Below are 26,272 nucleotides of genomic sequence, written 5' to 3' on the forward strand. Positions count from 1 at the left end.
CCTCTAATCCCAGGCTGAACCGTTTTAGGGTCAACTGCTTCCATAGGAAAACTCTTTTGGTAAATGCCTCGTGGGTCGTAAAAGCGATCATGAGGTCTCAGAGTAAAGAGACGCCGTGTATAAACACCGCGCTCAGTTTTAATTCCTAGCTTCAGGACAGAGTAGCCTACCACTGTTTGCCCATAAATTTTTGGTGGAGGACAGTAGGGCTCGGCTGTAGACCAGGCCTCCTCTCGGACATAGTCTATATGGGTGGTGTCTTGCAGCCAGACAATTTCGGATTCAGCCTCAATCCCTACCCCACGCATAGCTTGCCTACTCAATCCCCAACTGCGTTTTATCTTAAGTTCTCAAGGGCACGAGAAGGACTCGTCAGTCATATCTAGCGCTGATGCAAAGAGGCACTAAGGAATTTGTACCGATTTGATGCAGGGCTATTGGGTGGAGTCTGATACAAGGTAAAGTAAAATCAAGTTTCAAAAGGTAAGCGATCGCCCTGCTAGGTAGAAGTAGGAGCGATCACTTTTTATGGAAGCCGACCCTGGCGGTTTTGGAGGTCTGCAATGATTTGTGTAAAAAAGGCCATTTTTCTCTAAGAGGGATAGCGACAGGATACATGTAAAAACCTGCAAGATAGGGTTCAATTGCTTAGTAGACAAGCATCTCAACTTTTGGCCTCTTGAAGCAAACCTGTAAAAGCTTGCAGTAGTAGAGGTTTGGCCTACTTTTGAACTAAGAACCACTCAAAAATCACTAGTACATGCCTCATTTTGAAGCGGATTGGGAGGCTGAAAGCCTCTTTTTCCGTTGAATAGTTGTAGCTTCCCGCAATTACTCAGGTTCTTTTGGTAAATGGCTGAAAGATTTACGTGCCAGTTGTTTAAGGCGCATCTTGCAGGTTTTTACATGTATCCTGTCGCTATCCCCTAGTAGCTTCCCTAGTTCGATTCCTTGTCCTAAAAGCATTGCTGTGGCACAGAAGTAACCCCCGCAGTTTCCTCCTTAGGCAAGATTGCTCATCTGAGGGGATCAGCAAGGATGAATAGCAAGTCGTGGAGTTGCCTGTTCCGGATTGGGTTGGTTCACGTCAAACGAGTTTAGTTGGTCAACGGAGCGTAAAGAACTTTTATTTCAGGTCGAACTGATTCATCGAGCCATACCTGAGGGCCGGGCCGCACAAGTTGCTAAGCTTCTGGCTGCTGATACACCAGATGAGTTATTGACGGCTGAAGAGCAGCAATTTGTGGATGAAGTTTGTCGATTGTGGTTGAAGCGACGCAGTCAAGGTCGCTTAATCGGGCTATCCTCAGTTTTGTAAAATTTCAAGCTTTAGCAGGTCTGTAGGATGCCTAAACTGGCGAGTTCTCACTCTGTCTATTGCCGCCTTCTTAGCGATCGCCAGTATGTCACTGCTCCTAGGACGGCCCCTAAGAATGGGACAGCCCCAACGGCTAAAACGGCCCAGCCAGCTACGGAAGATGAAACGGGATAACTGCAACTCGCAGGTTCCTGGTTGCAAAAAACTGCGACGCTAGCTACCAAGACTAGCGGTAAGAGGGTAACAAGCCAACCCCCTAGCGTACAAGAAAGAATCAAATTTGCTTCATCATCGTTCCTAGAGTTTCCCAAGCGGTAGACCACAAAACCGAGCAAGAGGGCAAAATATAGCCCTGTCAATGCTCCAAGGACTGCCGTCAAGGTCAGGTAAGCCAACCCCAATTTGGAAAGTGCTCCCAATAAAGCAATCAGTTTGAAGCTTAGCCACTCGCTATAGATAAGTCTATGCATACTTCAACAGCAAGTATTGAATATCATGCATTTAAGCGCGAGTTCAGTGTTCTCACTCACTTCCCAGCTTCTTAGTTTTGTCAGTCAAGCAGGGTGATCATGCCTGCTTAGAACTCTTATCTCTTTGAGCCTAACCTTCCAAGTCGCAAGAACAATGTTCATACCCCTTGCAGCGGCAGCAAAATGACAAACTTTGTGCCCTGTCCCACTTCCGAAATCACATTAATTTCTCCTCGATGCTTTTCAATAATTTGATAGCAAATAGAGAGCCCTAGCCCTGTGCCTTTACCAATCGATTTTGTTGTGAAAAAGGGATCAAAAAGCTTCGCTTGAACGTTAGGTGAAATGCCTGGACCGTTATCACAAACCTGAATGGAAACGTGATGCTGATCTACTTGCTCCGTGCGAATGGTGATGCTAGGGACTGAAGGCTGGGCATGGAGAACTGAGGCTTGAGCGTTGTCCATACTGCATGCTTTATCGGTCACCTGGTATTCTTCCAATGCGTCGATCGCGTTTGCAATCAAATTCATGAATACTTGGTTAAGCTGGGCTGGATAGCATTCTACCAATGGCAAAGCTCCATACTCCCTAATCAGGCGAATGCCTTGCTTCAGACGATTATCGAGGATGAGCAGTGTATTTTCGATGCCTTCGTGAATATCAACAGGTTTCATTTCGGCTTCGTCCAGCCGAGAAAAATTGCGTAATGACAATACAATTTGCCGAATGCGTTCCGTCCCCATTTTCATAGAGGCAAAGAGCTTAGGCAGATCTTCCTCAATAAAATCTAAGTCGATCGCCTCAACGTAGGTTTGCACAGCCGCCGTTTGATGTGAGTTTTGTTGCCGATAGAGTTGAATCAACCCCAACAAATTCTGGGAGTATTCATCAGCGTGTTTGAGATTTCCGTGAATGAAACTGACGGGATTGTTGACTTCATGGGCAATACCAGCCACTAGCTGACCCAGACTAGACATTTTCTCACTTTGAATCAATTGTGATTGAGTTTGTCTCAGTTCTTGCAGGGCTTCAGTTAAATCTTGCGTACGCTCCTCAACCCGCTTTTCCATTGTCTGACGAGCTTGCTCTAATGCACTGGTGTATTCTCCAACCCACTGCACTAATTGATTCAATGACGTTGCCAGTGACCCTACTTCATCCTGGGTGCTAATTGGGCTTTGCAACTTAAAGTTGGACTCTTGAACCACTGCTTTAGCAAACTCGGTCACTGATTGAAGCGGTCGGGCGATCGCGCGTGAAGTAGTGACCGCTAGCCTTACTGCCATGACCACCGAGAGCAGCATACTGCCTACAACAATTTGCATCCGCAGTGCTTCAGCTTGTGCCACCTGAGCGATCGCTTGCTCATGTTGCGCTTTGGCCTCAGCTTTAAGCCGAGTCAAGCTTTCGGTCAAGCGGTCTAGCTCAATGTTGGTTTTGCTGAAAGACGGGTTTGTTAGCGACGCTAGAAGCTGTTGTTGCGCGGCTGCTATTTCTGTTGCCGTTAAATCTGTAGGCTGCAACTGCTGCCACAGAACTTCTGTCAGTTGCCGATAGGCCTCAATGTGAACGGTATAACTTTTTGCTAAATCCTTTGATGCTTGGGCATCAATCGCTAATGCAGCAGCATGTTGGTCGGTGAAAGACTCAAATTCGACGAGCAGAGCTTTCACCTGATTCATTGAACCCAGAAACTTGGTTCTTTCATAGTCAAACCAGACCGATTCTCCCAGCACCCCCATCAGCCGTTGTGGATGAATCCTAATCAGATTAACCGTGTTCTCTAGCTCACTCAAAAGGTGTTGCTGCTGGCTTGTCAGCGCTTGCTGTTGCTGGGCTTTTTCCTGATAGTAATTTCCGGTCACCAACCCAATGGTTGTGCCCAAGACGGCTATACCAATTGACAAAGCATAGCCAGCACTGATTTTGTGTGCAATGCTCCAATGCTGGCTCAGCCTTTTGAGCAAAGGCGTTTGTTGAGTGTACTCAATGGAGGAAAGTGCAGAAGGTCTGTCCGTTCTTTTTACAAAACGTTGGATTGCTTGAAATAGCATAAAAAGCTAGCCTTATAGCTGGTTGCAGGCAGCGGAGTTGGCATTTAAGCAAGATGGTAAAAAGTGGTCTCGATCAAGAAACAGAGTTGCCCTGTCCAATGGCTTTATAAACATCACGAATCATGTTGTAGTCGGTGTCATTCACCTGCACCATCCTGGCCCCATCAAACTTGTTGCCATCCGCAGGCGCGATCGCCTTCAATATCCGGTCCTGGTTTTGCAATAGTCGCTGCTGAATTTGCTCCACAAAAGCTGGATCGAGCTGGCTGCTTGCCACAAATGGATCAGCCGGCAAGGTAGGACCCTTAGCCAGAATCGGAAAGTCTTTTTCAGACAGTCCGTTAGACTTGAGAAACTTGTCATAGCGGCTGACCGAGCCACCCCAAGCAGCAACGGTACCTCTCTGAAGCGCCGGTAATCCTTGCTTGCCCAAGAACTGAATTTTGAGGTCTGTTTTGGGATCTAAACCGGCATCAATCAGTAGTTTGGTTGGTCCTAAGTGACCACTGGTTGAACCAACGTCCCACAGGGCGATCGTCTGATCACCTTTTAACTCTGCAACCGACTGAATCCCGCTGCCTAGTTGTGTTGCAATGACACAGTAATATTTCTGACGCTCGATCGCGACGATCGGAATGGCCTTGGTTCTGGCACGCATCACAACATATTCTGATGGACCCGTAAACACCAAATCAACCTGATTAAGCTGAAGTGCAGAAGCAGCAGCAATGTAGCTTTCTACAGGAAAAAATTCAATTTTCTTCTCTAAGATTTCCTCCAAGAGAGTCTGCAAGGCTCCATAGTCTTTCTGCAAATCCTCAAGTCCTTTCACATCTGATACTGCAAAGCGCAGTTTCTCCGGTTGGCTGATCGTTTTTAGCGTTGAGGCTTGCTTCGTTGAGGTGCGCGTGGCGGTCGTACAACCAGCAACAGCTAATAAGCCAGTGCAGAGGAAATGACGACGTTTCATAGTTTTGGCCGCTCCAATACTCCATAAAAGTGCCCAAACTTTGCGTTTGATTAGCAACGGGACGGCTGAAAGAAGTGGAAACGAAACTGGCGTAAGTTCATCCATCAGCACTCAAACCTCATCAGCCGAGACGTTTCTAAACGCAGATAATGATGCTCTAGAAACGTCTCGGCTGATGAGATTCTTCCCCTCGCCGCTGGAAGTAATCAACAGTATCCTTTCGCTACCTTTACACCAAAAACAGTCAAAAGCCAGACAGTTTGAGCCATTAAGTATTTAGTTGAGCCAACGGCTGAAAGCTTTTGTTTATAAGCTTTCTAGCCTTAGTGACCGAAATTTCTTCACTACTATACCAAGGCGAAGCTGGAAGGGAGGGCGATTGATTGCAAAACTTTTGTTAGTTACGGCTGAAACAATGTATACGACCCGTTAATGGGACAATCGCAGGTCAAGGCACCTGAAAGCGCCGCTGTTCCTGCTGATGGAAGGTGCTGCCCATCCTGAGAGGATCAAAATGAGTACGACTAGGATATTCGACAGTTCTCAATTTCTTCAGCCAACCGAAGGGGAGCCTATTCGCTCTGTTGTTACGGAATCTAAAGATGCTGTCGTCGTTGCCTGGTACGTCAAGCCAGGACAAACGATTCTCCCTCACGTCCATCCCCATGGCCAAGATACCTGGACCATTTTATCTGGGAAGGGAGAATATTATCTAGATCAAGTAGGTACGACACAACCCATCATTGCCGGGGATATAGTCGTTGCTTTTATGGGGTGTGTGCACGGAGTCATTAATAACGGTGAGGAGCCATTAGTTTTTATTTCAGTTGTGTCCCCAAGCGACGCCGGATATTATCTGGTCTCATTAAGTGAAAGGCCTGATCAAAATACTGCAATCGCTTGGGACTGTTGAGAGTCAGCGCTCACAGTTTCAGACGCACGGCTTTAACTCAGATGAGTAACGCGGGATACGGCTGCGGGTGATCAAGAGATATCCCGGCATCGAAGCTTGCAGGCAGTTCAACGTTATCTAGAGGTGTCAGAGCTGCAATTCGAGGGGGCGATCGCTAGTGGATTAGTTCCTAATCGCTGAGCGCTACTTGCCTTGTTGCTCGTTGCAACAACCACAAAAGGGGTGATGTAACTCATTTTCTTGCTTAAGGTCTTGAAATCGGCTCACAAGACCGCGAATCTGACCCAGCAAGTCCTTGAGTCTTGCGATTGTTTCAGCTTGTTGGGCTAATAGCTTCTCTATTTCATCTTCCACTTTTACTGTCCAACGAGTTTAGTTGTTAGCAAGCTTAAAGATGTTCGGTTGGTCTATTCTCTGTCTAAATAAAGAGAATATGGTAAGTTTATTCGTTTTCGATGCCTATTCAGTGTTGAGGCTGACATCACGACTTCAACAATTAACCAAGTCGATAGCCAAACCCTCGGACTGTGAGGATGTATTGAGAGCTGCTAGGGTCAGTCTCTATTTTTTCTCTCAACCAACGAATATGGACATCCACGGTTTTGGAATCTCCCATGAAGTCCAACCCCCAAACCTGCTCCAGTAAATCCTCGCGCGATCGGACTTGACCTGGATGCTTCATAAATATCTCCAAAAGCCCAAACTTTTTCGGGGAGACTGTGACTTCTTTCCCTCGTAGCGTGACCCGACACTGCTGACGATCTAGAGCTAGGTCTTGAAATCTCAGGACTTGTTCTTTGGGTTTAACGACAAAACCCTGATAATTACGCAGCAAAACTCGACACCGGGCAATGAGTTCCCTGAGACTAAAGGGCTTGGTCAAATAATCGTCAGCCCCACTCCTAATCCCATGACAATATCAGCTTCTGCCGTTCTCGCACTGAGGATGAGAATTGGCGTCGAATGGCTCTGCTGGCGAATGAAACGACACACATCCAATCCACTAATGAACGGTAGCATGAGGTCCAGAATAATGAGATCGAATGGTTCGTCTCCTTCCCGTCGTTTAGGTGTAGCGTACTGAAGCCATTCGAGAGCTTCCCGACCATCTTCTACTGCTACGACTTGAAATCCTTCTGCTTGCAAGGGCAGAGCGACTGTGTCCCGAATGGCTCCTTCATCTTCAACCAACAGAATCCTAGAGTGCTGAGGGGGCTGTGAAAGGGTAAGAGCTTCGGGTGAATGCATAAAAGTGGTGGAGTTGAAATGAAGTCGTTGGCTTAAGCCAGGTAGTGAGAGAGCAGAAATCTAAGATGAGTCGTCAGCCTAGCTAAGTGAGTGAAGAGTGAAATCTTTCTTCAGTTGCGTCTGGAGCCAGAGGGCTAACCATACAATAGTGGCAATGAGCAATAACTGGGAGGGCAGAGTATGACTAGCTGCTTAATCACCATAGAAGTGGTCTTACAGGATTCAGCTTTAGAACTGGAACGAGTGATTGAGGCTGAATTGCAAAAGCAGGGAGAGCCGATTCACTGGGCTGTGACGGAAGTAGACTGCCAACGACAAAGAGTTTTAGTCGGTGCCCTCTTATGGCTGAAGCCGGAACTCAGTTAGATCGTTTGTTTTTTCATCGTGCAACCATCTATTGGTGGTTGGTTCTGCAAGCTGGGGAACTGTTAGGTGTCGTGTGACAACCAAGTTCTGGAAGGTAAGCGATCGCCCTACTAGTAGTTTTACTTCCTTTGAGTTAAAGAGCTGTTCCAGTATCTTCCCAAATCCGCAAGCAATGGTTTACCTGGAAGGCAACAGCTGTTTAACTCAGCGTCACAGAAGGTGAAAACCACGCTCCGTGGAAGCAAGCCTAGTAGCAGCGAATGACAATAAACTGACATCATCAATCGCGTAAACAGTGATCTAGGAGCGATCGCGCTAACCGAGAAGCGGGATGCACTACAAGTTTGATGCAGAATTACAAACTCAGCTAATCTAAAGCGATTTCAAGAATTGCGTTGTTTAGAGTGACAGAGTTGTGCTTGAAAGAGAATCGCCGCTCTGAACTGACTCCCCTCCTTCTACAATGGCCAGTAACTCCAGTGCCCTCTTAACCTCAGCTTTCTTGGATTTCTCAGAAGTGTCAGTCTCGCTAGAAGACAAAGATTCTTCAACTATTCTGGATGCTTTTTCGGCGGCCTGAAACAAAGCTAGTTTATAAGCTTCTTTTGCTTCGCCGCTTGTGGGTCCTTGAGCTGACATATCGTGACCTAACGTAAGTAAGTTGAGCCTGCCCTACCATCGTAAGTCTAAGCGCTCGTTTTGAGGGAGGCACAGCATTAAAGCTGACCTTCATCCCTTTTTAAGGGGCTTCTAATTTTTGTTAATTATAAGAAAATTTTTTAGTAAAACAATAGCATATTGATCTATTTCTGGGTATATAAATTTACTTATTTTTTGAGCAATACACTTAGTATTTATCTGCTCAAATCATATGTTTTTATAGAATAATAATGACAAATCTTTTAACGTATTTGAAAGGCTCAGTGCATTACTTATTTCTAGCTAGGAAATAGTCTTGAAGATATTTGTATAAAAAGCAATACGTCTACATTTTGATGGATTTCAGCTCGCCATTGCAGATTCGAACTGATTGTTCCTCCATTGATATAGATTTAGAAACATTGCGCTAGTTCTAGCCTTAATTCATCACTACTTAAATCGCGCTTAAAAGCTTCTTAATTTTTGAGTGTCAATTTTTGCATGGGGCTTATTTCTCAGGGTAGGCACCTGTCAAATCAAAGTTGCGATTGGAATTCCTCTAACTCTAAGTAAAAAATCATTTTTATTTTTTAGAGGTACTCTCGTTTTTTACTCTAATCACGGATCACGGAAATTTGTATGGCTAAGAACGTCATTATCATGATTGGTGATGGGATGGGTTGGGAACCTGCTCGCGCTGCGGCGATCGCGAAGCAAATTCAACAAGGACAAATTGGCACTAAGCTAAGTGATTTTTATACAGAAGGTAAGGGTGAGGGGCTCAGCTTTCAAGGGCTGAAGAATTATGCCATTGCGACAACTTACGGCACGACTATTCCCAACCAGGAAGGCGTTTACAGTACCGGAAATTCTGCCCGGCTGAACAGTGAAGAGCTTTTAAGAGGTCCGATTCCACCAGCTTCTGACAGTCCACTAACCGGTTCTACCCCGATTCGCCCTGGATTCGAATTCAACCCAGCCTTCAATCCAGGCACTCGCTCTTCGGGTGGGGCAACAGTAGAGGCAGGAGTCGTGGGTAACTTAGTGGGCTATGACCCAGAACGGGGTGGTGAGCTTCCCTGGACGCCAGGGAGCGATCCAGAGTACATCAAGTACAGCTATCCCGATTCTGCTAATACAGCCACAACTCTTTACACGGGGGTTAAGAGCTACAACAACGCGGTGGGCGTTGATATTTTCGAACAACCTCTAGAAACAATTCTGGCAACGGCCAACACACTCGGTAAGTCTACCGGTCTCGTCTCTTCTGTACCCATTGATCATGCTACGCCTGGGGCTGCTGCTGCTAATGTCAACCGTCGTAGTAAGTACGACGATGAGTTCCCAGGGCTAGATAACATCTTGCAGCAAGAACTACGGGTGTACCAACCCACCGTTCTGCTCGGAGGAGGACATCCCCTATCTAGCGTAGACGAAGCTGCTCTGCCGGAGGGGGTTGAGCCTGATTTTACGTTCATTACTGAGTCAACTTATCAAGAGCTGAGCAACAATCCTAACAGCAACCTTTATGGCTATAACTTCTTAGAACGAGGAACGAATGCTGCCCAAACGTTGCTAGAAACTGCCGCAGAAATTGATCCCGACGCTGGAGAGCGGCTTTTGGGTTTATATGGAGCCCGAGGACAAAATGGGAACTTACCTGTTCCCAGTGCCAATGGGGATTATGGTTTCACAGGTTTAGACCAATTCTCGCTGTTTGCTTCGACCTCTGGAGATGAGAAGGATCAAATTCCAGAACCCGATATTGAGCGTCCGCTTGCGCCCGGTGAAACAGAGGAACAATTCATTGCAACTGAGCGCAATGAGAACCCAACGCTGAGCGATCTCACCACTGCGGCTCTGGAAGTTTTAGAAGAGGATCAAGATGGGTTTTGGTTGATGGTCGAAGGAGGCGACATCGACTGGAGCTTACACGATGACAACTTGGACAATCTCATTGGCACAACCCTGGAGTTTGACCGAGCTGTTAGTAATGTAGTTGACTGGATCGGAGACAACGGCGGCTTCGAAGAAAACCTTTTGATTGTCACCGCTGACCACGACCATTACCTGACCCTGAATGAAAACTTTCCTGAACTCTTGCAAGCAAAGGGTGCAGAAGCCTTAACGTATGAGGAGCATACGCCTGAATCAGCCGGGCATTATTTCGGCTCTGACCCTGACATTAAATATGGTTGGGGATCCCACACGAACCGTCCCGTCCCGGTCTACTACCAAGGTGATGGCTCTGAAGTCCTTGATAGTCTAGTGGGGCAGGGCTATCAAGCTTATGGAGAACAGGTTCCAGGAATTGAAGGGCTTGTTGATCAAGTTCACATCTATCAAACCATGTATGCGGCGATTACTGAAGGAGCGGCCCCACTTCCTGCCCCTCCCATTCCCCAAGAGCAAGCCGAAGCTCTGCCAGCGCGTACCCCCCGATTTGCCAGAGCGGGTGGGGATGTCCTCGATATTGCCACTGATGAAATTGTGTTTGGTGGCAATGGCGCTGACTTGCTCGATGCGTCCGCAGGACAAGGAAGCAATCGAGTTTATGGCCGCAATGGTAATGACATCCTGATTGGCGGCTTTAACGATCGCCTCGCTGGAGACAACGGAGACGATATTTTGTTTGCTGGAACAGGCGGCAATACCTTGATTGGCGGTGAGGGTAGAGATCAGTTCTGGATCGCTTTTGGTAGCCTACCTAATTCTGGCAATCTGATTCGCGACTTTAGAGCAGGAACCGATGTCATTGGCATCTCTGGTCTATCTGGCGTGTCTGAGTTTGAAGACTTATCTCTCATCCAAACTGGTGCTGATACCCGGATTGTGGTCAGCGATTTCCCCTTGGCTGTTGCAGTTCTCACAGGAGTTCAAGCTAATACTCTGGCAAGTGAGAGTTTTGTCTTTGCCTAGTTCGCCATTGCGAAGATGAATGAGTTCAATCACCTTGTCAGCATTACTGATGAGGTGATTGAACTGTGAATTGCGGTTGGCTCAGCCTCAAGAGCCATCAATATTTGAATCGACGAGAGCGGTGAATTAATGCTCTAATTTCGTTTCTAACACCTCAGGATAAGGCAGTCCGCGTTAATTAGGATAACTATGGCTCCTCAAAATATTGTCATTTCATTAGATGGCGCAACGTTCTCCATTCTCAAGAACTATGTGGAGACAGAACAACTCAATCCCAATACAGGGCTTGGTCTGATTGCTAGAGAAGGTGTATTTGTTCCTAGCACTGTCGTGACACCTTCCTTGACAGCACCGAGTCATATTGCGATCGCAACGGGCTCAAGTGCTGCTCGAAATGATATTAATGCCAACTCCTTCCATCTTATTAAAAGCCCCTTCAACACCAATATCAGCGGCTTCGGTGCTCCTATCGGTGGCTATGATGCGTTGCACCCAGGTGGAGCACACGAGGATGAAACTTTGACTGCTGAGCCCTTGTGGGTAAAGCTACGAGAAGCGGGCAAGAAAGTAGTTGCAGCGACATTCCCTGGTGCCGATGGAGCCATTATCCGCTTACCAGGAGTTGATCCTGCCCCTATCATCCAGTCCAGCGATATCCGAACGGTGGATTACACGGTCCCATTTGGTGCTTTTGGCGGCCTTGGTGCCAAAGGATTTAGCTTGGATGCAGCAGACTTCACGGTTGCTCCAGAAGCAGCTGCACAAGAGCTGGCACGGCTAGGGATGGCCTCATTCAGCGATGTCAAAGTTGCTGAGTTAGAAGACATTCCTGCTCAGGGACGAGGAAGCCTTACTGGAGGTAGCAGCAATGCCTATGACTTGCAAATTGCAGCGATTGATACCACAGACGACCGAGTGGTGAATTACAACCAAGCAGTTGTCTTCGATGCCAATCGTGGTATTGAACCAATGTCTAACGCCCCCTCAACCGGATCGGCCTTTCTCAATCCCTACAACCAAACGATTCGCCCATTCTTCTTTGAGGGCAGTAATAACGTGGTCGGTACCTCCTTTATTCTCACAAATCTGGCTACTGATCTCTCTACAGTTCGCCTCATCCGGACCTCTGCGAATTACATTCCCCGCCCCGCTGATAATCCAGCAGTGATTGCCGATGTGAACGACATCAATAACACAATTGGATTTTGGCGACCCCAGCCCGACTTCCGCATTGCTCAGCGTATCTCACCAGGGCTTGAAACCTTCCCGGATCTCGAATTAGAAGGTGCAGATGAAGCTTTAATTGACACCTTTGTGGAGTACCAGACAGATGTCTTGTTGCGAGGCATCCAGCAAAATCCTGATGCCGATTTGGTGTTGGGCTATCTAGAGCAACCCGACGGGGCTCAGCACCAATTCTTGTTGACGGACCCCCGCCAAGCCACAGACCCCAGTAACCCTAACTCTATTGGTGTGGGGCAAGATCCGGCTCAGGTTGATCGCTTCCAAGACTATGTTTTGCATGCTTATCAAGTTGCCAGTGATGCTGTACAGCGTGTGATTGACGCCGTGGGAGTCGATGAAGCTGGGGTGCCAAACAGCAACATCGTGATCACTTCTGACCACGGATTTGCGCCGTTCCATACTGCCGTCCATATGAATAACATTCTGGCCAACGCTGGGTTTGACTTGAATCAGGTCCGAGCAGTGACCAGTGGACCAGCGGTGAACATTTACATTAACCTGAAAGGGCGCGAACCAAACGGTACTGTTGAATCCAGCGAATACCAGGCACTGCAACAACAAGTTGTAAGCACGCTGAGAGGCTTGCAGGATGAAAACTTCATCTATGCCTCAGAGGAAGACATTGCTCTGTTCGACAAGATCTACCAACGCCCCATCCCTAGTAACCCCACGGCTCAGGATATTATCAACGCTACCAGCCAATTCATCGGCCAAGACACGGGCGATGTGTTTGCCCTTCTAAGCTTGGGCTACAACTTCGACGGGTTTCAGCCATCAGTCCAGCGCAAAGGCGATGAGGTGCCTCCAGGAGAGCAACAACCCATCTTCTCCGTACCCAGCTTTTATGGTGCACATGGGTATGACCCGAATCTTCCAGAGATGCAAGCGAGCTTTCTGGCAATTGGACCTGATTTTAATGCAAACGCGCTCTCTGACCTTGAAAGAGTTCGCAGCATTGATATTGCGCCCACAATTCTTGATTTGCTGGATGTAGAACCAGCGCCGACGGTAGAAGGGACATCAATCTTTAACCAAACAGGCTCGAATGATTTTGAAACAGCCCTTGAACGACTGGAAGATGATGTTCTGGGCATCGTCGATGATAATCCGCTGCTATTATCAGGCGTGAGAGATGAGATTATTGATGCCTTTAATTTCCTAGGAGAGATTGATCCGACTGCCATAGAAAATATTCTCAACTTAGATAGCGATCGCCTCCTCAATGTTGTTGATGATTGGATCAATCTTGATCAAGTCATCAATGTTGCTAATCTCGCCACTTCCTTAGGACAAGGCAGCCTCCTCTTGGGTGAAGAGGCTATCAATGCAATCTCTGGCATCAGTGACCTGGAAGCCTCCACTGCAATTGAAGGGATGAATGCAAGAACCTCAAACTTTACCTTGGCTTAATTAGATTTTGGGTGGTGTTCTAGATCTGTTGGTAACTTTTCAGAAGCCAATACCCTAGATTAGTTTCGAGCATGGTGAGACACAGGTCTAGAATACTAACAACTTGTTTAGCCAAATCGTCCTTCAATATAGTCACGGGTGCTAGGATGGCTGGCCTCCATGAAGATCCTTGCAGTAGGACCAAACTCTACTAGACGACCGATACGTGTTTCATCTGTCGTAAAGAATGCAGTGGAGTTGGAAATACGTGAGGCTTGCTGCATATTGTGAGTGACAATCACAATCGTTAAGTGCTGGCGCAAACTGCTGATCAATTCCTCGATCTTCATTGTGGCGATCGGATCGAGGGCGGAGCAAGGTTCATCCATCAGCAAAATTTTTGGCTGTACTGCTAAGGCTCTAGCAATACAAAGCCGCTGTTGCTGACCACCAGATAATCCTAAAGCAGATTTGTTGAGATTATCTTTGACCTCATCCCAGAGAGCCGCCCCTCGTAAAGCACCTTCAACAATTTCATCTAGCTTATCTCTGGAGGGTCGTCCCAGCAATTTCACGCCATAAGCTACATTTTCAAAGATGCTCATGGTGAAAGGGTTGGGTTTTTGAAAGACCATGCCAATTTGCCGTCGTAGCTGGTTCAAATTGACACGGGAATGATAGATGTTTTGGCCAAAAAATTCGACACGACCTTTGACCTGAACTTTTCCTTCCAACTCAGCAATGCGATTCAACGCCTTAATAAAGGTTGATTTGCCACATCCGGAAGGGCCAATGATTGCTGTCACCTGTCTTGGAGGAATTGCGATCGTCACATCCTCCAAAACTTTATGATTGCCGTAAGCGAAGGTGAGGCCAACCACATCAAAAGCAGGAATCAAAGGTTGTAGAACATTTTGAGAGGTAGGAAGGGTTTGGTGAGTGCTAGCATCTAGTGCAGGTTCAGGGAGATCAAACGACATAATTTAGCCAAGCTTCAGGCGACTACGGGTGAGAAAACGTGAGATTAGACTGGTAACTACCACAAGTAACAGCAACACCAACGAAGCTGTCCAAGCTAATTGGCTCCGTTCGGGGTAAGGCTCGTTGTAATAGTTGAAAATGAGTACTGATAGGGAGGGGGTAGGGCTTGTCAAACCTTCCAGCCAGTTTTGGCTGAACAAGGCTGTAAACAGAAGAGGAGCTGTTTCTCCTGCTGCACGAGCGATCGCAAGCAGAATACCCGTAGTAATGCCTGGTAAAGCTGAGGTGATAACAACGCGCCAGGTGGTTTGCAGTTGGCTACCTCCCAAAGCAGCAGAAGCTAAGCGCTGAGACAGAGGCACCAGCTTCAAAGCCTCTTCCGTGGTAAGCACCACAATAGGTAACATAATCACAGCTAGTGCAAATGCCCCTGCGATCGCAGAAAAGCTACGAGTGGTTAGGACAATAACCCCATACGCAAACACGCCCACGACAATGGAAGGTACACCGCTCAGAACTATCGTCATAAAGCGCACGATCTTGGCCCAAGCCACATCCGCCTTAAACTCTACTAAAAAGATTGCGGTCAAGATGCCAACTGGGATACTGAGCAAGGAAGCCAAGCCTACCATTGTCAAGGTGCCTAGAATGGCATGGGCAAATCCATTAGGCACATCTACAACTCCAGCAGGAGCGGGCAGCGATACTAGCATTTCCCACTTAAATGCAGGAACTCCTGCGGCTAGGATCTTGCCCAAAATTGCGAGTAGTGGCAGGAGCGCTAGTCCCGCTAAACTGAAGGCGATCGCAGTCATCCCATAACTGAAGAGCACTCGACGCAGCGAGAGGGGGCAACTGAGTGTATCTACAAAATTGGCTTCTATAGAGGGTGGAGGAGTGGGAACTGAATTCGTTGACATAAGAATTTATCGACGAGACTGACTGACTACTTGAATCATCAGCACCGCTGCAACATTGACGAGCAGCGTTAGCACAAACAGGATCAAGGCCAAGTACATCAAGGCTCCGACATGTAGTGCATCTAAAGCTTCAGCAAATTCATTGGCTAGAACCGCTGGAATGGTATAACCCAAATCTAGAAGAGACAGGCTAATTTGAGGAGAATTGCCAATTACCATCGTCACTGCCATCGTTTCGCCTAAAGCGCGTCCCAAAGCCAATGTAGCTGCACCTAAAATTCCAGACCCACTTGTAGGTAGCAGCGCACCCACAATCGTTTCCCACCGAGTTGCCCCTAAGGCCATTGAAGCACTGCGAAGCTCCTGGGGAAGGGCTAGCAGCACCTCTCGACTAATCGCCGCGATCGTGGGCAAGATCATGATGGCTAGGATGATCCCTGCCACCAATAAGCTGGGTCCAAAGGGTTCTGTGCTGAATAAGGGCAGCCACTTTAATAGTTGATAGAGCCACTGCTGAATAGGTTGGAGGAAGGGGATCAACACAAAGATTCCCCATAAACCCACAATGACGCTAGGAATAGCAGCTAATAACTCCAAGATAAAAGCAAAGGGCAATCGCACCCAAAGAGGCAAAAAATCTTCGCTCGTGACTAGAGCCACCGCAACGCCAATCGGTACTGCTAGCAATAGGGCGATTGCAGAGCTGACCAGGGTGCCATAGATGTAGGGCAATGCTCCAAACACCAACTCACCTACATCCCAATCTTGACTCCACAGGAATCCAACGCCAAATCGCTGTATAGCGGGTTGTGCTTGCTGAAAGATAACCCAACCTATCCACAGTAAAGTAGAAACTGTTCCCAGAGCCAAAGCTCTGACTAACCAAGTGAAGCTTTGGTCGAGCCAAAAGTTTTGTCCCCGAGCAAGTTTGAGATCAGGAACAGTAGCTTCTGGATCTAGTAGCAGCGCTAAGGAAGGATTCGTAGCGGCCTTGAGGAACTTATCAATCGATTCAGCTGAGTCAGACATAGATGAAGAGATTGAGTCAGGCTAAGCCAAGAAAGGTTTATAGAAGAGACAGGCAGAGGACATCTCTGTTGAAGATGCCCTCACAGTAGTTGTAGTTGATGACAACTTGATTGCTTGAAGCGCAATCTACTTCACATTGCTTTTAACTACAGCTCTAGCTCGATCGGCCACAGATTTAGGAATTCGGGTGTAGTCTAGATCATCATTAAGATCTTGGCCTTCTGTTAGAACCCACTCCACCATCTTTTTGACGGCCTCAGCTTTAGCAGGATCTGAATACTGCTTGTACACCATTAGCCAAGTAAGACCTGCAATCGGATAGCCATCCGCAGGGTCTCCTTCAAAGACGCGGAAGTTGTCGGGATACTTAACTGCCGCTAGCGCTTTGTTGGCTGTTTCTAACGAGGGAGAAACAAACGCTCCCTGCTTATTCTGCACTTGGGCCGTTTGCAGCTTGTTTTGCTTGGCGTAAGCGTACTCAACATAGCCAATGCCACCAGTAGTCCGAGCGACTTGAGCGGCAACTCCAGGATTGCCCTTACCTTTGATGGGATTGGTGGTCCACTTTGGAGCTGTGCCGACCCCCACCCGACCTTTGAAATAAGGATCGATCGCACTCAAGTGATTGGTGAAGATAAAAGTTGTACCACTACCATCTGCCCGCACAACACTTTTAATTGGCTGATCAGGCAGCTTGGCACCGGGGTTGTCAGCAGCAATTTTAGGGTCATTCCAACGAGTAATTTGGCCTGAAAAAATTGCTGGTAGAACCTTACGAGAAAGCTTCAGGTTATTAACACCAGGGAGGTTATAAACAACTGCAACTGCACCGCCTGCTGTAGGAACCAACAGCACACCATTTTTTACCTCTGCCATTTGGGCATCGGTCATGGCTGCATCGCTACCACCAAAGTCAACCGTGCCAGCAATGACTTGGCGAACACCGCCACCACTACCAATGGCTTGGTAGTTAATTTGCATGTCAGGATACTTCTTTTTGATTTCGGCAGCGTACCGCTCGTAAAGCGGGGCGGGAAAAGTAGCACCTGCGCCGTTTAAGGTTAATGCTTGGGCGATCGCAGTCGAAAGCGGGCCAAATGTAAGAGAAACCGTTGCAACTGAGGCAACAACTGTACGACGAAAAGCGGTCGTAAAAACAACCATATTTGCCTTGTCCTCAATCAGGAAATATCAGCAGCGATCGGTGCTTGGTCAACCACTGACAACCGTACAATTTGACCAGTTAAGTTTAAGTAAATGGATAGATAAGAGTAAGTTAAATTTGGTTGAAAAACTGTTTAATCTTTAGATTTTTGGCTATTTTTCAACTCAATTCTTAACCTTCTTAACTAAATTCATTGATATACTTTTCGATAAGATTTTCTGAGCTATCAAATAAACCTCAACTTCTACAAGCACCAGAGGAGGTAGAGCTACCGCACCGAATAGTTACTTTAATTTCTCAGACTTTGAACAAATAACTACATGCTTTGCACAATCAAGTGAGTGAAGCACAACTCTTAAAAACACTTCAGAAAATCCTAATTTAATTCCTAGCTAAACTTGCTTTAACCAAAGATAGAATTTTGAGTTAGTTTTGAATTTATTTAGCTCAAAAATTCTCTGGTCTCTTCAGTAATTAGTAGTTACCCTAAGTCCATGATCCAAGCTTATACCAACAAAAATCTCTCTGATTCTTTGCGAGTTTTGGTTCGACCAATGTTGTTGATCTCTCTTGGTCTACATGGGCTACTTTTGTTAATCCCTACAGCTGCCAACCATAAGGCTACCGCTCCAAAATCTGAAAAAACTGTCAAAATCACCCAGCTGTCCCCCACAACGAAACCTTCGAGTATCAAGTCAACCGCTAAAAAACCTGTACCGCAAACTCTGGCAACTATGCCAAAAGCAGTGCGTCTACCGATCGCTCGCACAGCCCAATCCCAACCGATCATTCCAGCTATTGCTAAACCACTACCGCTTGAACGGGTTCAAGCGGTAGTGGCTGACCCCACGCCTATTACTTCTAGCCCTACGCCTGCACCTACGGAGACAACCGCACCCACAGATGCAGAGGCACTCGCACCCACCGCTACCAACCCGTTAGAGGATTTTCCACACTTTCCAGGCGCTAAGGCTGGCTGTCTCGATATTCCTTCCTGCTTTCAGACAGGCAATCCTCTCGCTAAAGTAGCGGCTTATTTTGAAAAAGAGCTGCCAGCCAAACAGTATGAGCAGCGCTTAGAAATAGATGAAATAGATCGAAAAGTTTATCAATTCTCGCGAGCAGGTTTGACCCAGTATCTCAGCTTGATTGAGATTGAGGGAACTGGAACTGTCTATGTTCTCGCCGATGCACCCCGCACTTTAGACGAGCTGAAAAAAGCTGTAGAAGTTCCGGTTGAGTTGGGCAATGTTTTAGCACAACTAGTTCCCGAAACTGGAACGGCAGGCATTAATGGTGAGGACTTTACTGACAGTATCAACGCCACTCCTAAGGATTTCACAGAGCCTGAAAGGTTTTATGAGAGTTTAGGTGGTGTTGATGCAGAAGGCTTTGAGATTACCCCAACTCCCAACTCAGAGATCTACGGCGATCTAAAGGTCGTCCGAGGGCAAACGCCTGAGCAAACTCTCATCAGCACCATAACGCCTACTCTCCAAGGTAACGGTTTTACGGTTTCAGCCAATTCTTCAGGTGAGTACGGTGGAGGATTGCTTTATCAAATTCAGAAGGGTAAGTTCACGGGCTACCTGAATCTAGTACCAACCAAAGATGGCACTGGAACTATTGTCACTGTTTGGACTAGTTCTCCGATGTAACTAAGTTCTGAGTGACTCTGCTCAATGCTCCTAAACAATTTCTGGAACGATTTCTGGGAAGTTCTCAGGCGATCGCTTAACTCTCATCCACAGCTAGGGAAACGCGATCGCCTCCCACATCTCGCATGGTTGCTAGCAACTTTACTACCTGTTCGTAGGGTAACTTGCTATCTGCTTTCAGAATCACTGCTCCCTTAGGATTTTGCACCAAGTAGGCTTGCATCTGTTGCGCTAGTGCTACTTCATTGGTTGGCTGGTCAGCGAGTAAGACTTGTCCTTGCCGATTCAAGCCCACTACCAGGGGATCAGGAGTATTTTGCAGTTCTGTACTGGTATTAGCACTGGGTAGAGTAATATTGACTGTTTTTTGATTGGTCAGCGTCATGGAGACAATAATAAAGAATGTCAGAACAGTCATGATCACATCCATCATGGGAAGCAGATTTAACTCTGGCATCTCAGCTCTGTTCTGACGAGACTTAAATCGCATCTTTTTCTGTGCCTAACTTGGTGTTTAACTTAGCTGAGTTAGTGTCCTTCAACTGAAACGACCGCATCGTTAGCGGTGGGGCGGGAGGCGATCGCATATTTTGGTGAAGTTTGGCTAGGTTGGTGCGGTTCATACCAAAACTGCCGATAAATCAGCTCTAGCTCACTGCCTGCTTCTGAGAAATAGTCCATCTGTTGAGCTTGTAAGGTCACAAATACCCGAAAGCAAGCCAGAGCCATGATCGCCACAATCATTCCAGTTGCTGTCGAAATTAACGCCTCGCCAATCCCCGCAGCGGCTTTTGTTGTATCTGCTGCGGTACCGCCAGTCCCAATGTTGAGGTTGGCAAAAGTTGTGATCAATCCTGTAACAGTTCCCAACAGACCCAGCAGCGGTGCTATGCCCACAACAGTCTCTAGGAGTTTGTCGCCCTTACGCATTTTGACAAACTCTTTGTCTCCAGCTGCTTCCATGGCTAAGCGAAATGTTTCAGGAGTGGGCTGGTTTAGTTTCAAGGGTGCTAGTAAGAAGCGACCAATCGATAGATCTTGAGCTTGGTGAGCGATCGTCATCGCCTTCTCTAGGTCGTAGCGAGCAGCTTCTAAAACATCATGGACAATGCGGTCTTCTTGCCGCAGTAGTTTGAACCAAAACCAAGCTCGTTCTAGGGCACAGGCAACAGAGGCAACAGACAAACCTAAAAGGGGCCACATAACAGGACCCCCCACTAAGAATAAATCAAATACTTTAGCCATGATTTCTTTAGAAACAGCCAGCTCTTCAGTTCTTGACTGCAATCAATTCACCGTCTACAGAATACCTGAGCTATGCTCCCTACATAGTTAAGGCAGCGTAAGCAAAAAGATAACTTGCGGTTAAGTTCTATTCCTATAAACTTCTTCAGCAGTTATTAGATTACTTTTGGCAAACTTTATGATGGCAATTTCAAGTGTCAAATAGCTTAAAACCTTTAGTGAAGTTATGGAGCTTTTAATCAATAAATTGAGCTATTAACAAAACTACTGTTCCTCTTTCGTCATTAAGTAAAAAGAAGTGGCTCAAGCGCAGTCGAGCTAATTTTATATCTAAGACTGAAAGTAGGCGAAAGGTATTTATTACTATTTATCCACTGGCGGGGCTTGTAAATCTGGCAACGTCAAAATAGCATATTCAGTTCCTAAAATTGAATAGCCTTCAATTTTAGGACGTTAATTCTTTATAGATTTTTTCCAGCAACAACTGATTCCCTTTTCTATGTTTGCAAATATTTCTGAGGTAAGGAATAAACTTTAACTAACCCTTATCTTAATTTTAATCTTGGTAAATTAGTTTCTATAAGGTTGCTCACAAGAGTTCAACAAAGAGCAACCAAAACAGCTTTGCTCAGTTCAGTATTTTATTTTTTAGTTGTTGACTCCTATGTTTCCAGTTCTCACTTCGAAATCATTGACGAAGCTAAAAAACAAGTTTCTATGGGTATTACCTCTATCTATCTTATTGAGTGAGGGACTTCCTGCTTTTGCGGGAGTACATCTAACAATGGGAAACCCAAGTGGTGCTACAACGAGCACTACGAATTCCACAAACTACTTAATGGAAAAAGCACAGTATGCCTTGTCTTATAACAACTCTAAACGGATTGCTAACTGGGTAAGCTGGCAATTAAATAACTCTTGGTTGGGTAGCGCTCCCCGTCAGGATGATTTTCGTGCTGACACTACTCTACCCAGTGGTTGGTACCGAGTTGTTAGCTCCGATTACACAGGTAGTGGTTACGATCGCGGCCATATGTCTCCTTCTGCCGATCGCACTAATACAATTACTAATAACTCTGCCACTTTTTTAATGACCAATATCTTGCCCCAAGCCCCTGATAATAATCAGGGATACTGGGCGAGTTTAGAGAGCTATGCGCGATCGCTAGTGACCAATCAGGGTAAAGAACTCTACATTATCTCTGGAGGGTATGGTCAACAAAGCACCATCGCAGGAGGCAAAATTTCTGTTCCTTCTCGACTCTACAAAATTATTGTGGTCACCAATCCTGGCACAGGAGCTACAGGAGTCACAACATCAACTCGTGTGATTGCCATCGACACACCGAATGTGAATGGCAACCGATATGCAGACTGGGGAACCTACCGGACCACAGTAGATGCTATTGAATCTAAAACAGGCTACAACTTCCTCTCCAATGTCAGTTCCTCTGTGCAATCTGTAGTTGAGTCTAGAGTAGACAGTGGCCCCACCCAATAGTTGAACGTTGGCTCAACTCGCTTCCAAGCCCTTACAAAAGTAAGGGCTCTACAACTCAATTGAGAAATTAGCAAGAACAAACTCTTAAAAACTCCTAGAGCCACAAGCCTGTCAGTTGCTCTATCTACGTTCAAACTTACATATGATCTTCTGCTACTGATTAGCTTGGCACTAGTTATCAAAGCCTGGGCAATAGTATCTAGGGGCGATTGCATTAATCGTGTTGATATCAGCAGGAGATTGAGTTTTGCGAAATTCAATAAAAGTACCGAGATCGAGAGCATTACAAACATCTTTAGCTTTTTGTACGATCGCTTGTGGATTGCTGCTAGTTAGAGGTAGTAAAGTAGGGCTTTCATCAGGATATGTTTCCAATAAACTTCTATAATCTCTGATGAAGTTTTGATCAGTTGCAGATAAGGGTTGAATGGTCTCTGGAGTTCCACACAAATCATCCAGTTTTAGAATGATACCGTCTGGCCTCTGCATATGACAAATAGTGTCTTTAGGATCTGCAATGACTGGAAAAACTGGGGCGGATGAGGTCTCTATCAGCTCTCCAAAAGCAGGACTGGCACCAATCATGATTATGAGACCACTAATAGCAAACAAGGTTGGTTTAAGCTGATTAGAATACTCCATGAAATCAAATATCATCTTAGGACAATGTTAGTTATAACAAAAATTGCGACATCAATAGGAACTCTGAATTCAATGAATTTGACAATAAACTAATCTTGGTACTATGTTTTCTAGCTAATATCTAGATATAAAAGAGAGTGTGAGATGAGTGTAGTTGAATCACTGAAAAAATCAAGTGAGGGACTGCTCATGACAAGTGAGTCAGATTGCCCGTTTGAAGTATTTTTATGGGAAGGCCAAGCCCAAGAGCCTTTAACTATCGAAAAGCTACTCCGCCTTACAGACCACTTACAAAATTCTCCGGCTGAAATTATAGAACTAGAGTATTTTTTTCGTAACCTAGCTCAAGCACGAGACTGGCATGATGAGAATCAGAAATTAATGGTAGGACGATTTCAGACCTTGATAGAAACCTTAAAATCAAACTTGAATAAGATTCAAGTTTATCGAGTCGGCACTATCAATGTTGATATTTACATTGTTGGTAAAACTGTTTCTGGTGACTTGGCAGGATTAACAACAAAATTGGTTGAAACATAAGTAACTTGGTGTTGCTGAATGAGAGGGTGACCCATCACGGGTTGGTTTGCGTTGAAGAAGCCAAACTTTATTCTCGCCCTACCACTCTACCGCTAATTATTGGGGCAGCCGTTACAGAAGCAACTGCCAAATGCTTGGGGAGCTGGGCCGACGGGCTGATTACCATTTCACGCCCACCCGAAAAACTCAAACGAGTCGTTGATGCTTTCCGACGCGGAGGGGGGGAAGGAAAGCCCATGATTTTGAAAGTGCAGCTTTCCTACGACCACACGGACGACATAGCTCGTCAAAAAGCTCACGAACAATGGTGCAACAATATCTTTAAGAATGTTTTGATGACGCAGCTACGAACACCGCAGCAGTTTGACGCCGCTGGAGAATTTGTCGCACCAGAAGAGCTAAATGAACACGTCCGGATCTCAGCCGATCCACAGCAGCAGATTGCCTGGTTACAAAAGGATATTGAAGTAGGCTTTGATGAATTGGTTTTGCATAACGTCAACCGAGAGCAGGAGGGCATTGAGCCGAGATACGTACAAAAATTTATCATATGGATATCAAAGCCTTGTTGCGTCTTGCTTTCAGCTTTTTGCATAGAACATAGCTGATCCTGTTGAATAGTTGCGCCCCTCTACAACTACTCAACGAGAGAATTAGGGTTTCAGGCTTCAGATAAACTAGAAAATAGGGTATGTACTACTGATTTCTGAGTAGTACTTAGGTCATAAGTAGTCCAAACCTGTACTATTCAAGGTTTTCACGAATTACAGCTAAGGACAAAAAGCTAGAGTGCGGACCTAGCCTGTATTTCAAGGCGATGTGATAAAGAATTACACGTATCTCGGCTCAATGCCCTTTAGACATGACCGCCATTAGTGTATCTGTTGAGCCGCGTGGCGACTGGTATAGCACCACTGCTTGTGGTGGGGGATGGATACATAAGAGCCAATTCCGCCCATTTCGTTAGCATTATTCAAGACGGTGTAGATCTAGAACGAGGCACTATGAATCCAGTTGAGGCGATCGCAACGGTTAAAGACAACACGTTACAGGTGGATGAAGACGGCGAAAGTAATTCAGGATCAAGCTCTGAGGAGATCTTATGCCGCCATTGCTTGAGAACAGCAACCAATGGCATCAAGTGCCAGGGGATATGTGTTGCAGATAGCGACTACTAAATCTCAACTAGGGTAAAATATCGAAGATACCGCTGCCGCTTTCCCCGCTGCGACCTCAAAACCTAGTCCTAGCGGATAATGGCGCTAAGTTTCCACTAGGACTAAATTGGACAAAGTCTTTGAGGTAACCGAGGGCATGAAAGGGTGTGATCAAAACACTGCGATCGCACCTCTTAATTTTTCGGTTTGCGAGGAGGGGTTGTACGTTGCTTGCAAACATTGCTGAAAACGAATAGTAGCGTGCTTTTTATAGTACGCCTCAAACGATTGAGAATTCAAGCGATCGCGCTCACTGGGCGCAGATAACCTTTGCCACTTAACCGAGTATATTGCTACGTTCCGGTGCAGCGCTGTTGTTCGGCAGCTATTGGTAAGTTCAGCCATGTCTTTTGCCGATGTTTAGAGTGAATTTTCATAAGTTGTCCTCGAACTCCTGCACGAACCACGCAACATCTTCGCGCTTGAGCCCAGTTGCTTGATAAAACGCAACAGCACGAGCGTCATCAGCCATTGCAGGAATATAGAGTGCGCTCAGGCTACGCGAACGACATAGATTTCTGGCGAACTCAACCAAGGCCCGGCCCACGCCCTGCCGTCGATGCGCGACGGCGACGCCGACCTCGTAGATGAACAATTCCGTAGCCGCTTCGGTATACATCTCCAACTCATAAGCTGTTAGGCCGCCGATAGCTTCATCCTCGCGCAATGCAGCAACGGCGTGAAAATCAGGGCGTGACAGCAAGCGCAGCAGAGTTTCGGACGAAGGCGGCGGTTTGGTCACGTTGTCCTCTTGCCGCCACATCTCGAAAAGCTGCTGCGCCATTGACAGGTCGTTTGGGCCAAGTTCTCGAATGGAAAATGTCATGTCAAATAGCCCAATAGACCTGAAAGGGATTTGCAGTTCATCAAGTCCTTTTGCATATTACAACCTGGATTCGCTGGTGTTCCCTTGAGTGTCGAGTGCATTGAGGTTGTACTGCTGCTGTCAACTACGTTCGGCTTGCTTAAACAGGTTAGATACAGCTCCCTTGAGGATATATGGCAATAGTTTCGGACCTGGTAAGAAAACGATCCCCAACTGCTGCATCAATCCAAGTGCATCGCCCTGCCCCCAATGCTCTACGATTTTTCCATTCTCCACTCGATCAATATGCATGATAGACAAGCTAATCTGCTTACCTGTAGGCGGAAGTCCCTGAAACTCTCCAACATGCGTTGCGGTGAATTTTCCACAAGTGACCACTTTATCTTCGGAGATGATGACCTCATCAAAGATGTGCGCCCCCTGCTGAAAGGCTAAATAAAATGACATCCCAAACCGTTTAAATCCTTCCCCGTCTAATGGCTCAGGTACACCCGCCAAGTGAGCCACAAAATTTGGAGCCAAAAGCTCTAAGGCTTGCTCCATTTTGCGATCGTCAAAGGCTTTGTAGAACTGGAGAATGAGGGCTTTGTTTTGCTCAATCACCATACAGAACTTCGTTTTGGCTAGGTTGTAACGCGGCGACTAAGAGAACTTGACCCAACTTTCGAGCTAACTTCAAAACACTGCCTCAACCATTATCCTCAAAGCACATTGACTTTATGGAAAGACCAATAACTTTTCGACTACGCTCACAACCCGAAATTGAAGCAGTAGAATGGCCGCGGTCAGCGGCTATCAACACCTTTGCAATACTACAAGCGCTCTGGATCAGTTCGCTGCACCAGAATGGTTATGCGGTGCGCCTATTGAATTCTGGGTTGTTTCCAGTGCTTCATCTCTTCAGCAATTCTCATTTTGACGAAAAGCTGTTCAAGCTTTAGCAATGCCGCTATTGTACTGACATCTGAGAAACCCAAGAGGGCCAGAACCGTTGAAAGAACGGGGGTTGTTTGA

At 46.4% G+C, this 26,272-nt stretch carries 26 protein-coding genes; 10 read left to right on the forward strand and 16 right to left on the reverse strand.

Going from position 1 to position 26,272, the window contains the following annotated elements:
• Positions 1 to 308, reverse strand: a 308-nt coding sequence (locus tag NDA01_RS26975) for a DUF6009 family protein (protein WP_348230438.1), incomplete at its 3' end; no start/stop codon positions are given.
• A 764-nt stretch (positions 309 to 1,072) separates the two neighbouring features.
• On the opposite strand from NDA01_RS26975, the gene NDA01_RS26980 reads away from it, so the two are divergent.
• Positions 1,073 to 1,318 (forward strand): hypothetical protein, encoded by a 246-nt coding sequence (locus NDA01_RS26980; protein ID WP_348230439.1) that lies wholly within the window; start codon positions 1,073 to 1,075, stop codon positions 1,316 to 1,318.
• 56 nt (positions 1,319 to 1,374) lie between these two features.
• Here NDA01_RS26980 and NDA01_RS26985 read toward each other — a convergent pair whose 3' ends face one another.
• From NDA01_RS26985 to phnD, 3 genes are all read right to left on the reverse strand, one after another.
• Entirely contained in the window at positions 1,375 to 1,788 is a 414-nt protein-coding gene (locus NDA01_RS26985) for a hypothetical protein (protein ID WP_190552938.1), read from the reverse strand.
• A gap of 158 nt (positions 1,789 to 1,946) precedes the next feature.
• Complete coding sequence (locus tag NDA01_RS26990) at positions 1,947 to 3,845, reverse strand: sensor histidine kinase (protein WP_348230440.1); 1,899 nt, start codon at positions 3,843 to 3,845, stop codon at positions 1,947 to 1,949.
• Positions 3,846 to 3,918: 73 nt separating this feature from the next.
• A complete protein-coding gene (gene phnD, locus NDA01_RS26995; protein WP_348230441.1) occupies positions 3,919 to 4,815 on the reverse strand; it encodes a phosphate/phosphite/phosphonate ABC transporter substrate-binding protein in 897 nt (298 codons plus the stop codon).
• 514 nt (positions 4,816 to 5,329) lie between these two features.
• Here phnD and NDA01_RS27000 point away from each other — a divergent pair.
• Positions 5,330 to 5,728 carry a cupin domain-containing protein gene (locus NDA01_RS27000; protein WP_348230442.1) on the forward strand — a complete coding sequence of 133 codons (399 nt, stop codon included), beginning with the start codon at positions 5,330 to 5,332 and terminating at the stop codon, positions 5,726 to 5,728.
• A 496-nt stretch (positions 5,729 to 6,224) separates the two neighbouring features.
• Here the strand turns inward: NDA01_RS27000 and NDA01_RS32050 are convergent, their stop codons facing one another.
• Positions 6,225 to 6,611: a winged helix-turn-helix domain-containing protein gene (locus NDA01_RS32050; protein WP_431193540.1), complete on the reverse strand. Its 387-nt coding sequence runs from the start codon at positions 6,609 to 6,611 to the stop codon at positions 6,225 to 6,227.
• Positions 6,608 to 6,976, reverse strand: a complete 369-nt coding sequence (locus tag NDA01_RS32055; RefSeq protein WP_431193541.1) for a response regulator — start codon at positions 6,974 to 6,976, stop codon at positions 6,608 to 6,610. Before NDA01_RS32055 ends, NDA01_RS32050 begins: the two co-directional genes overlap by 4 nt.
• A gap of 180 nt (positions 6,977 to 7,156) precedes the next feature.
• Between NDA01_RS32055 and NDA01_RS27010 the strand changes: the two genes are divergently transcribed.
• Positions 7,157 to 7,342, forward strand: a complete 186-nt coding sequence (locus NDA01_RS27010) for a DUF8621 family protein (protein WP_190552934.1) — start codon at positions 7,157 to 7,159, stop codon at positions 7,340 to 7,342.
• A gap of 399 nt (positions 7,343 to 7,741) precedes the next feature.
• Here NDA01_RS27010 and NDA01_RS27015 read toward each other — a convergent pair whose 3' ends face one another.
• Positions 7,742 to 7,981, reverse strand: coding sequence for a hypothetical protein (locus tag NDA01_RS27015; protein WP_348230443.1), 240 nt, complete (start codon positions 7,979 to 7,981; stop codon positions 7,742 to 7,744).
• 639 nt (positions 7,982 to 8,620) lie between these two features.
• On the opposite strand from NDA01_RS27015, the gene NDA01_RS27020 reads away from it, so the two are divergent.
• Positions 8,621 to 10,900, forward strand: coding sequence for an alkaline phosphatase (locus tag NDA01_RS27020; RefSeq protein ID WP_190552932.1), 2,280 nt, complete (start codon positions 8,621 to 8,623; stop codon positions 10,898 to 10,900).
• A 189-nt stretch (positions 10,901 to 11,089) separates the two neighbouring features.
• Positions 11,090 to 13,555, forward strand: coding sequence for an alkaline phosphatase family protein (locus NDA01_RS27025; RefSeq protein WP_348230444.1), 2,466 nt, complete (start codon positions 11,090 to 11,092; stop codon positions 13,553 to 13,555).
• A gap of 107 nt (positions 13,556 to 13,662) precedes the next feature.
• On the opposite strand, the gene pstB is transcribed toward NDA01_RS27025, so the two are convergent.
• The 4 genes from pstB to pstS all read right to left on the reverse strand — a co-directional run bounded on the left by pstB (position 13,663) and on the right by pstS (position 17,628).
• Complete coding sequence (gene pstB / locus NDA01_RS27030) at positions 13,663 to 14,514, reverse strand: phosphate ABC transporter ATP-binding protein PstB (RefSeq protein ID WP_348230445.1); 852 nt, start codon at positions 14,512 to 14,514, stop codon at positions 13,663 to 13,665.
• Positions 14,515 to 14,517: 3 nt separating this feature from the next.
• Positions 14,518 to 15,435 (reverse strand): phosphate ABC transporter permease PstA, encoded by a 918-nt coding sequence (pstA, locus tag NDA01_RS27035; RefSeq protein ID WP_348230446.1) that lies wholly within the window; start codon positions 15,433 to 15,435, stop codon positions 14,518 to 14,520.
• 6 nt (positions 15,436 to 15,441) lie between these two features.
• Positions 15,442 to 16,464, reverse strand: coding sequence for a phosphate ABC transporter permease subunit PstC (gene pstC, locus NDA01_RS27040; protein WP_348230447.1), 1,023 nt, complete (start codon positions 16,462 to 16,464; stop codon positions 15,442 to 15,444).
• Between the two features lie 126 nt (positions 16,465 to 16,590).
• Positions 16,591 to 17,628 carry a phosphate ABC transporter substrate-binding protein PstS gene (pstS, locus tag NDA01_RS27045; RefSeq protein ID WP_190435336.1) on the reverse strand — a complete coding sequence of 346 codons (1,038 nt, stop codon included), beginning with the start codon at positions 17,626 to 17,628 and terminating at the stop codon, positions 16,591 to 16,593.
• Between the two features lie 735 nt (positions 17,629 to 18,363).
• Here pstS and NDA01_RS27050 point away from each other — a divergent pair.
• A complete protein-coding gene (locus tag NDA01_RS27050; RefSeq protein WP_348230448.1) occupies positions 18,364 to 19,287 on the forward strand; it encodes a hypothetical protein in 924 nt (307 codons plus the stop codon).
• Between the two features lie 76 nt (positions 19,288 to 19,363).
• Here NDA01_RS27050 and NDA01_RS27055 read toward each other — a convergent pair whose 3' ends face one another.
• Both NDA01_RS27055 and NDA01_RS27060 read right to left on the reverse strand, forming a co-directional pair.
• A complete protein-coding gene (locus tag NDA01_RS27055; RefSeq protein ID WP_348230449.1) occupies positions 19,364 to 19,777 on the reverse strand; it encodes an ExbD/TolR family protein in 414 nt (137 codons plus the stop codon).
• 38 nt (positions 19,778 to 19,815) lie between these two features.
• Positions 19,816 to 20,490, reverse strand: a complete 675-nt coding sequence (locus NDA01_RS27060; protein ID WP_242024461.1) for a MotA/TolQ/ExbB proton channel family protein — start codon at positions 20,488 to 20,490, stop codon at positions 19,816 to 19,818.
• Positions 20,491 to 21,316: 826 nt separating this feature from the next.
• On the opposite strand from NDA01_RS27060, the gene NDA01_RS27065 reads away from it, so the two are divergent.
• The gene (locus NDA01_RS27065) at positions 21,317 to 22,033 is read left to right on the forward strand and encodes a DNA/RNA non-specific endonuclease (RefSeq protein WP_242024460.1); all 717 of its coding nucleotides are present in this window, start codon (positions 21,317 to 21,319) and stop codon (positions 22,031 to 22,033) included.
• Between the two features lie 171 nt (positions 22,034 to 22,204).
• Here the strand turns inward: NDA01_RS27065 and NDA01_RS27070 are convergent, their stop codons facing one another.
• Entirely contained in the window at positions 22,205 to 22,675 is a 471-nt protein-coding gene (locus NDA01_RS27070) for a DUF732 domain-containing protein (RefSeq protein WP_348230450.1), read from the reverse strand.
• A 144-nt stretch (positions 22,676 to 22,819) separates the two neighbouring features.
• Between NDA01_RS27070 and NDA01_RS27075 the strand changes: the two genes are divergently transcribed.
• From NDA01_RS27075 to NDA01_RS27085, 3 genes are all read left to right on the forward strand, one after another.
• Positions 22,820 to 23,215 carry a nuclease A inhibitor family protein gene (locus NDA01_RS27075; protein WP_190552923.1) on the forward strand — a complete coding sequence of 132 codons (396 nt, stop codon included), beginning with the start codon at positions 22,820 to 22,822 and terminating at the stop codon, positions 23,213 to 23,215.
• Positions 23,216 to 23,241: 26 nt separating this feature from the next.
• A complete protein-coding gene (locus NDA01_RS27080; protein WP_199295905.1) occupies positions 23,242 to 23,823 on the forward strand; it encodes an LLM class flavin-dependent oxidoreductase in 582 nt (193 codons plus the stop codon).
• A 285-nt stretch (positions 23,824 to 24,108) separates the two neighbouring features.
• Positions 24,109 to 24,393: a DUF8639 family protein gene (locus tag NDA01_RS27085; RefSeq protein ID WP_348230452.1), complete on the forward strand. Its 285-nt coding sequence runs from the start codon at positions 24,109 to 24,111 to the stop codon at positions 24,391 to 24,393.
• A 412-nt stretch (positions 24,394 to 24,805) separates the two neighbouring features.
• Here NDA01_RS27085 and NDA01_RS27090 read toward each other — a convergent pair whose 3' ends face one another.
• Positions 24,806 to 25,258, reverse strand: coding sequence for a GNAT family N-acetyltransferase (locus NDA01_RS27090; protein ID WP_190442356.1), 453 nt, complete (start codon positions 25,256 to 25,258; stop codon positions 24,806 to 24,808).
• 120 nt (positions 25,259 to 25,378) lie between these two features.
• Entirely contained in the window at positions 25,379 to 25,864 is a 486-nt protein-coding gene (locus NDA01_RS27095; RefSeq protein ID WP_348230451.1) for an ester cyclase, read from the reverse strand.
• Between the last annotated feature and the right edge of the window lie 408 nt (positions 25,865 to 26,272).

Source organism: Trichocoleus desertorum AS-A10, assembly GCF_039962155.1.
Classification (GTDB): domain Bacteria; phylum Cyanobacteriota; class Cyanobacteriia; order FACHB-46; family FACHB-46; genus Trichocoleus.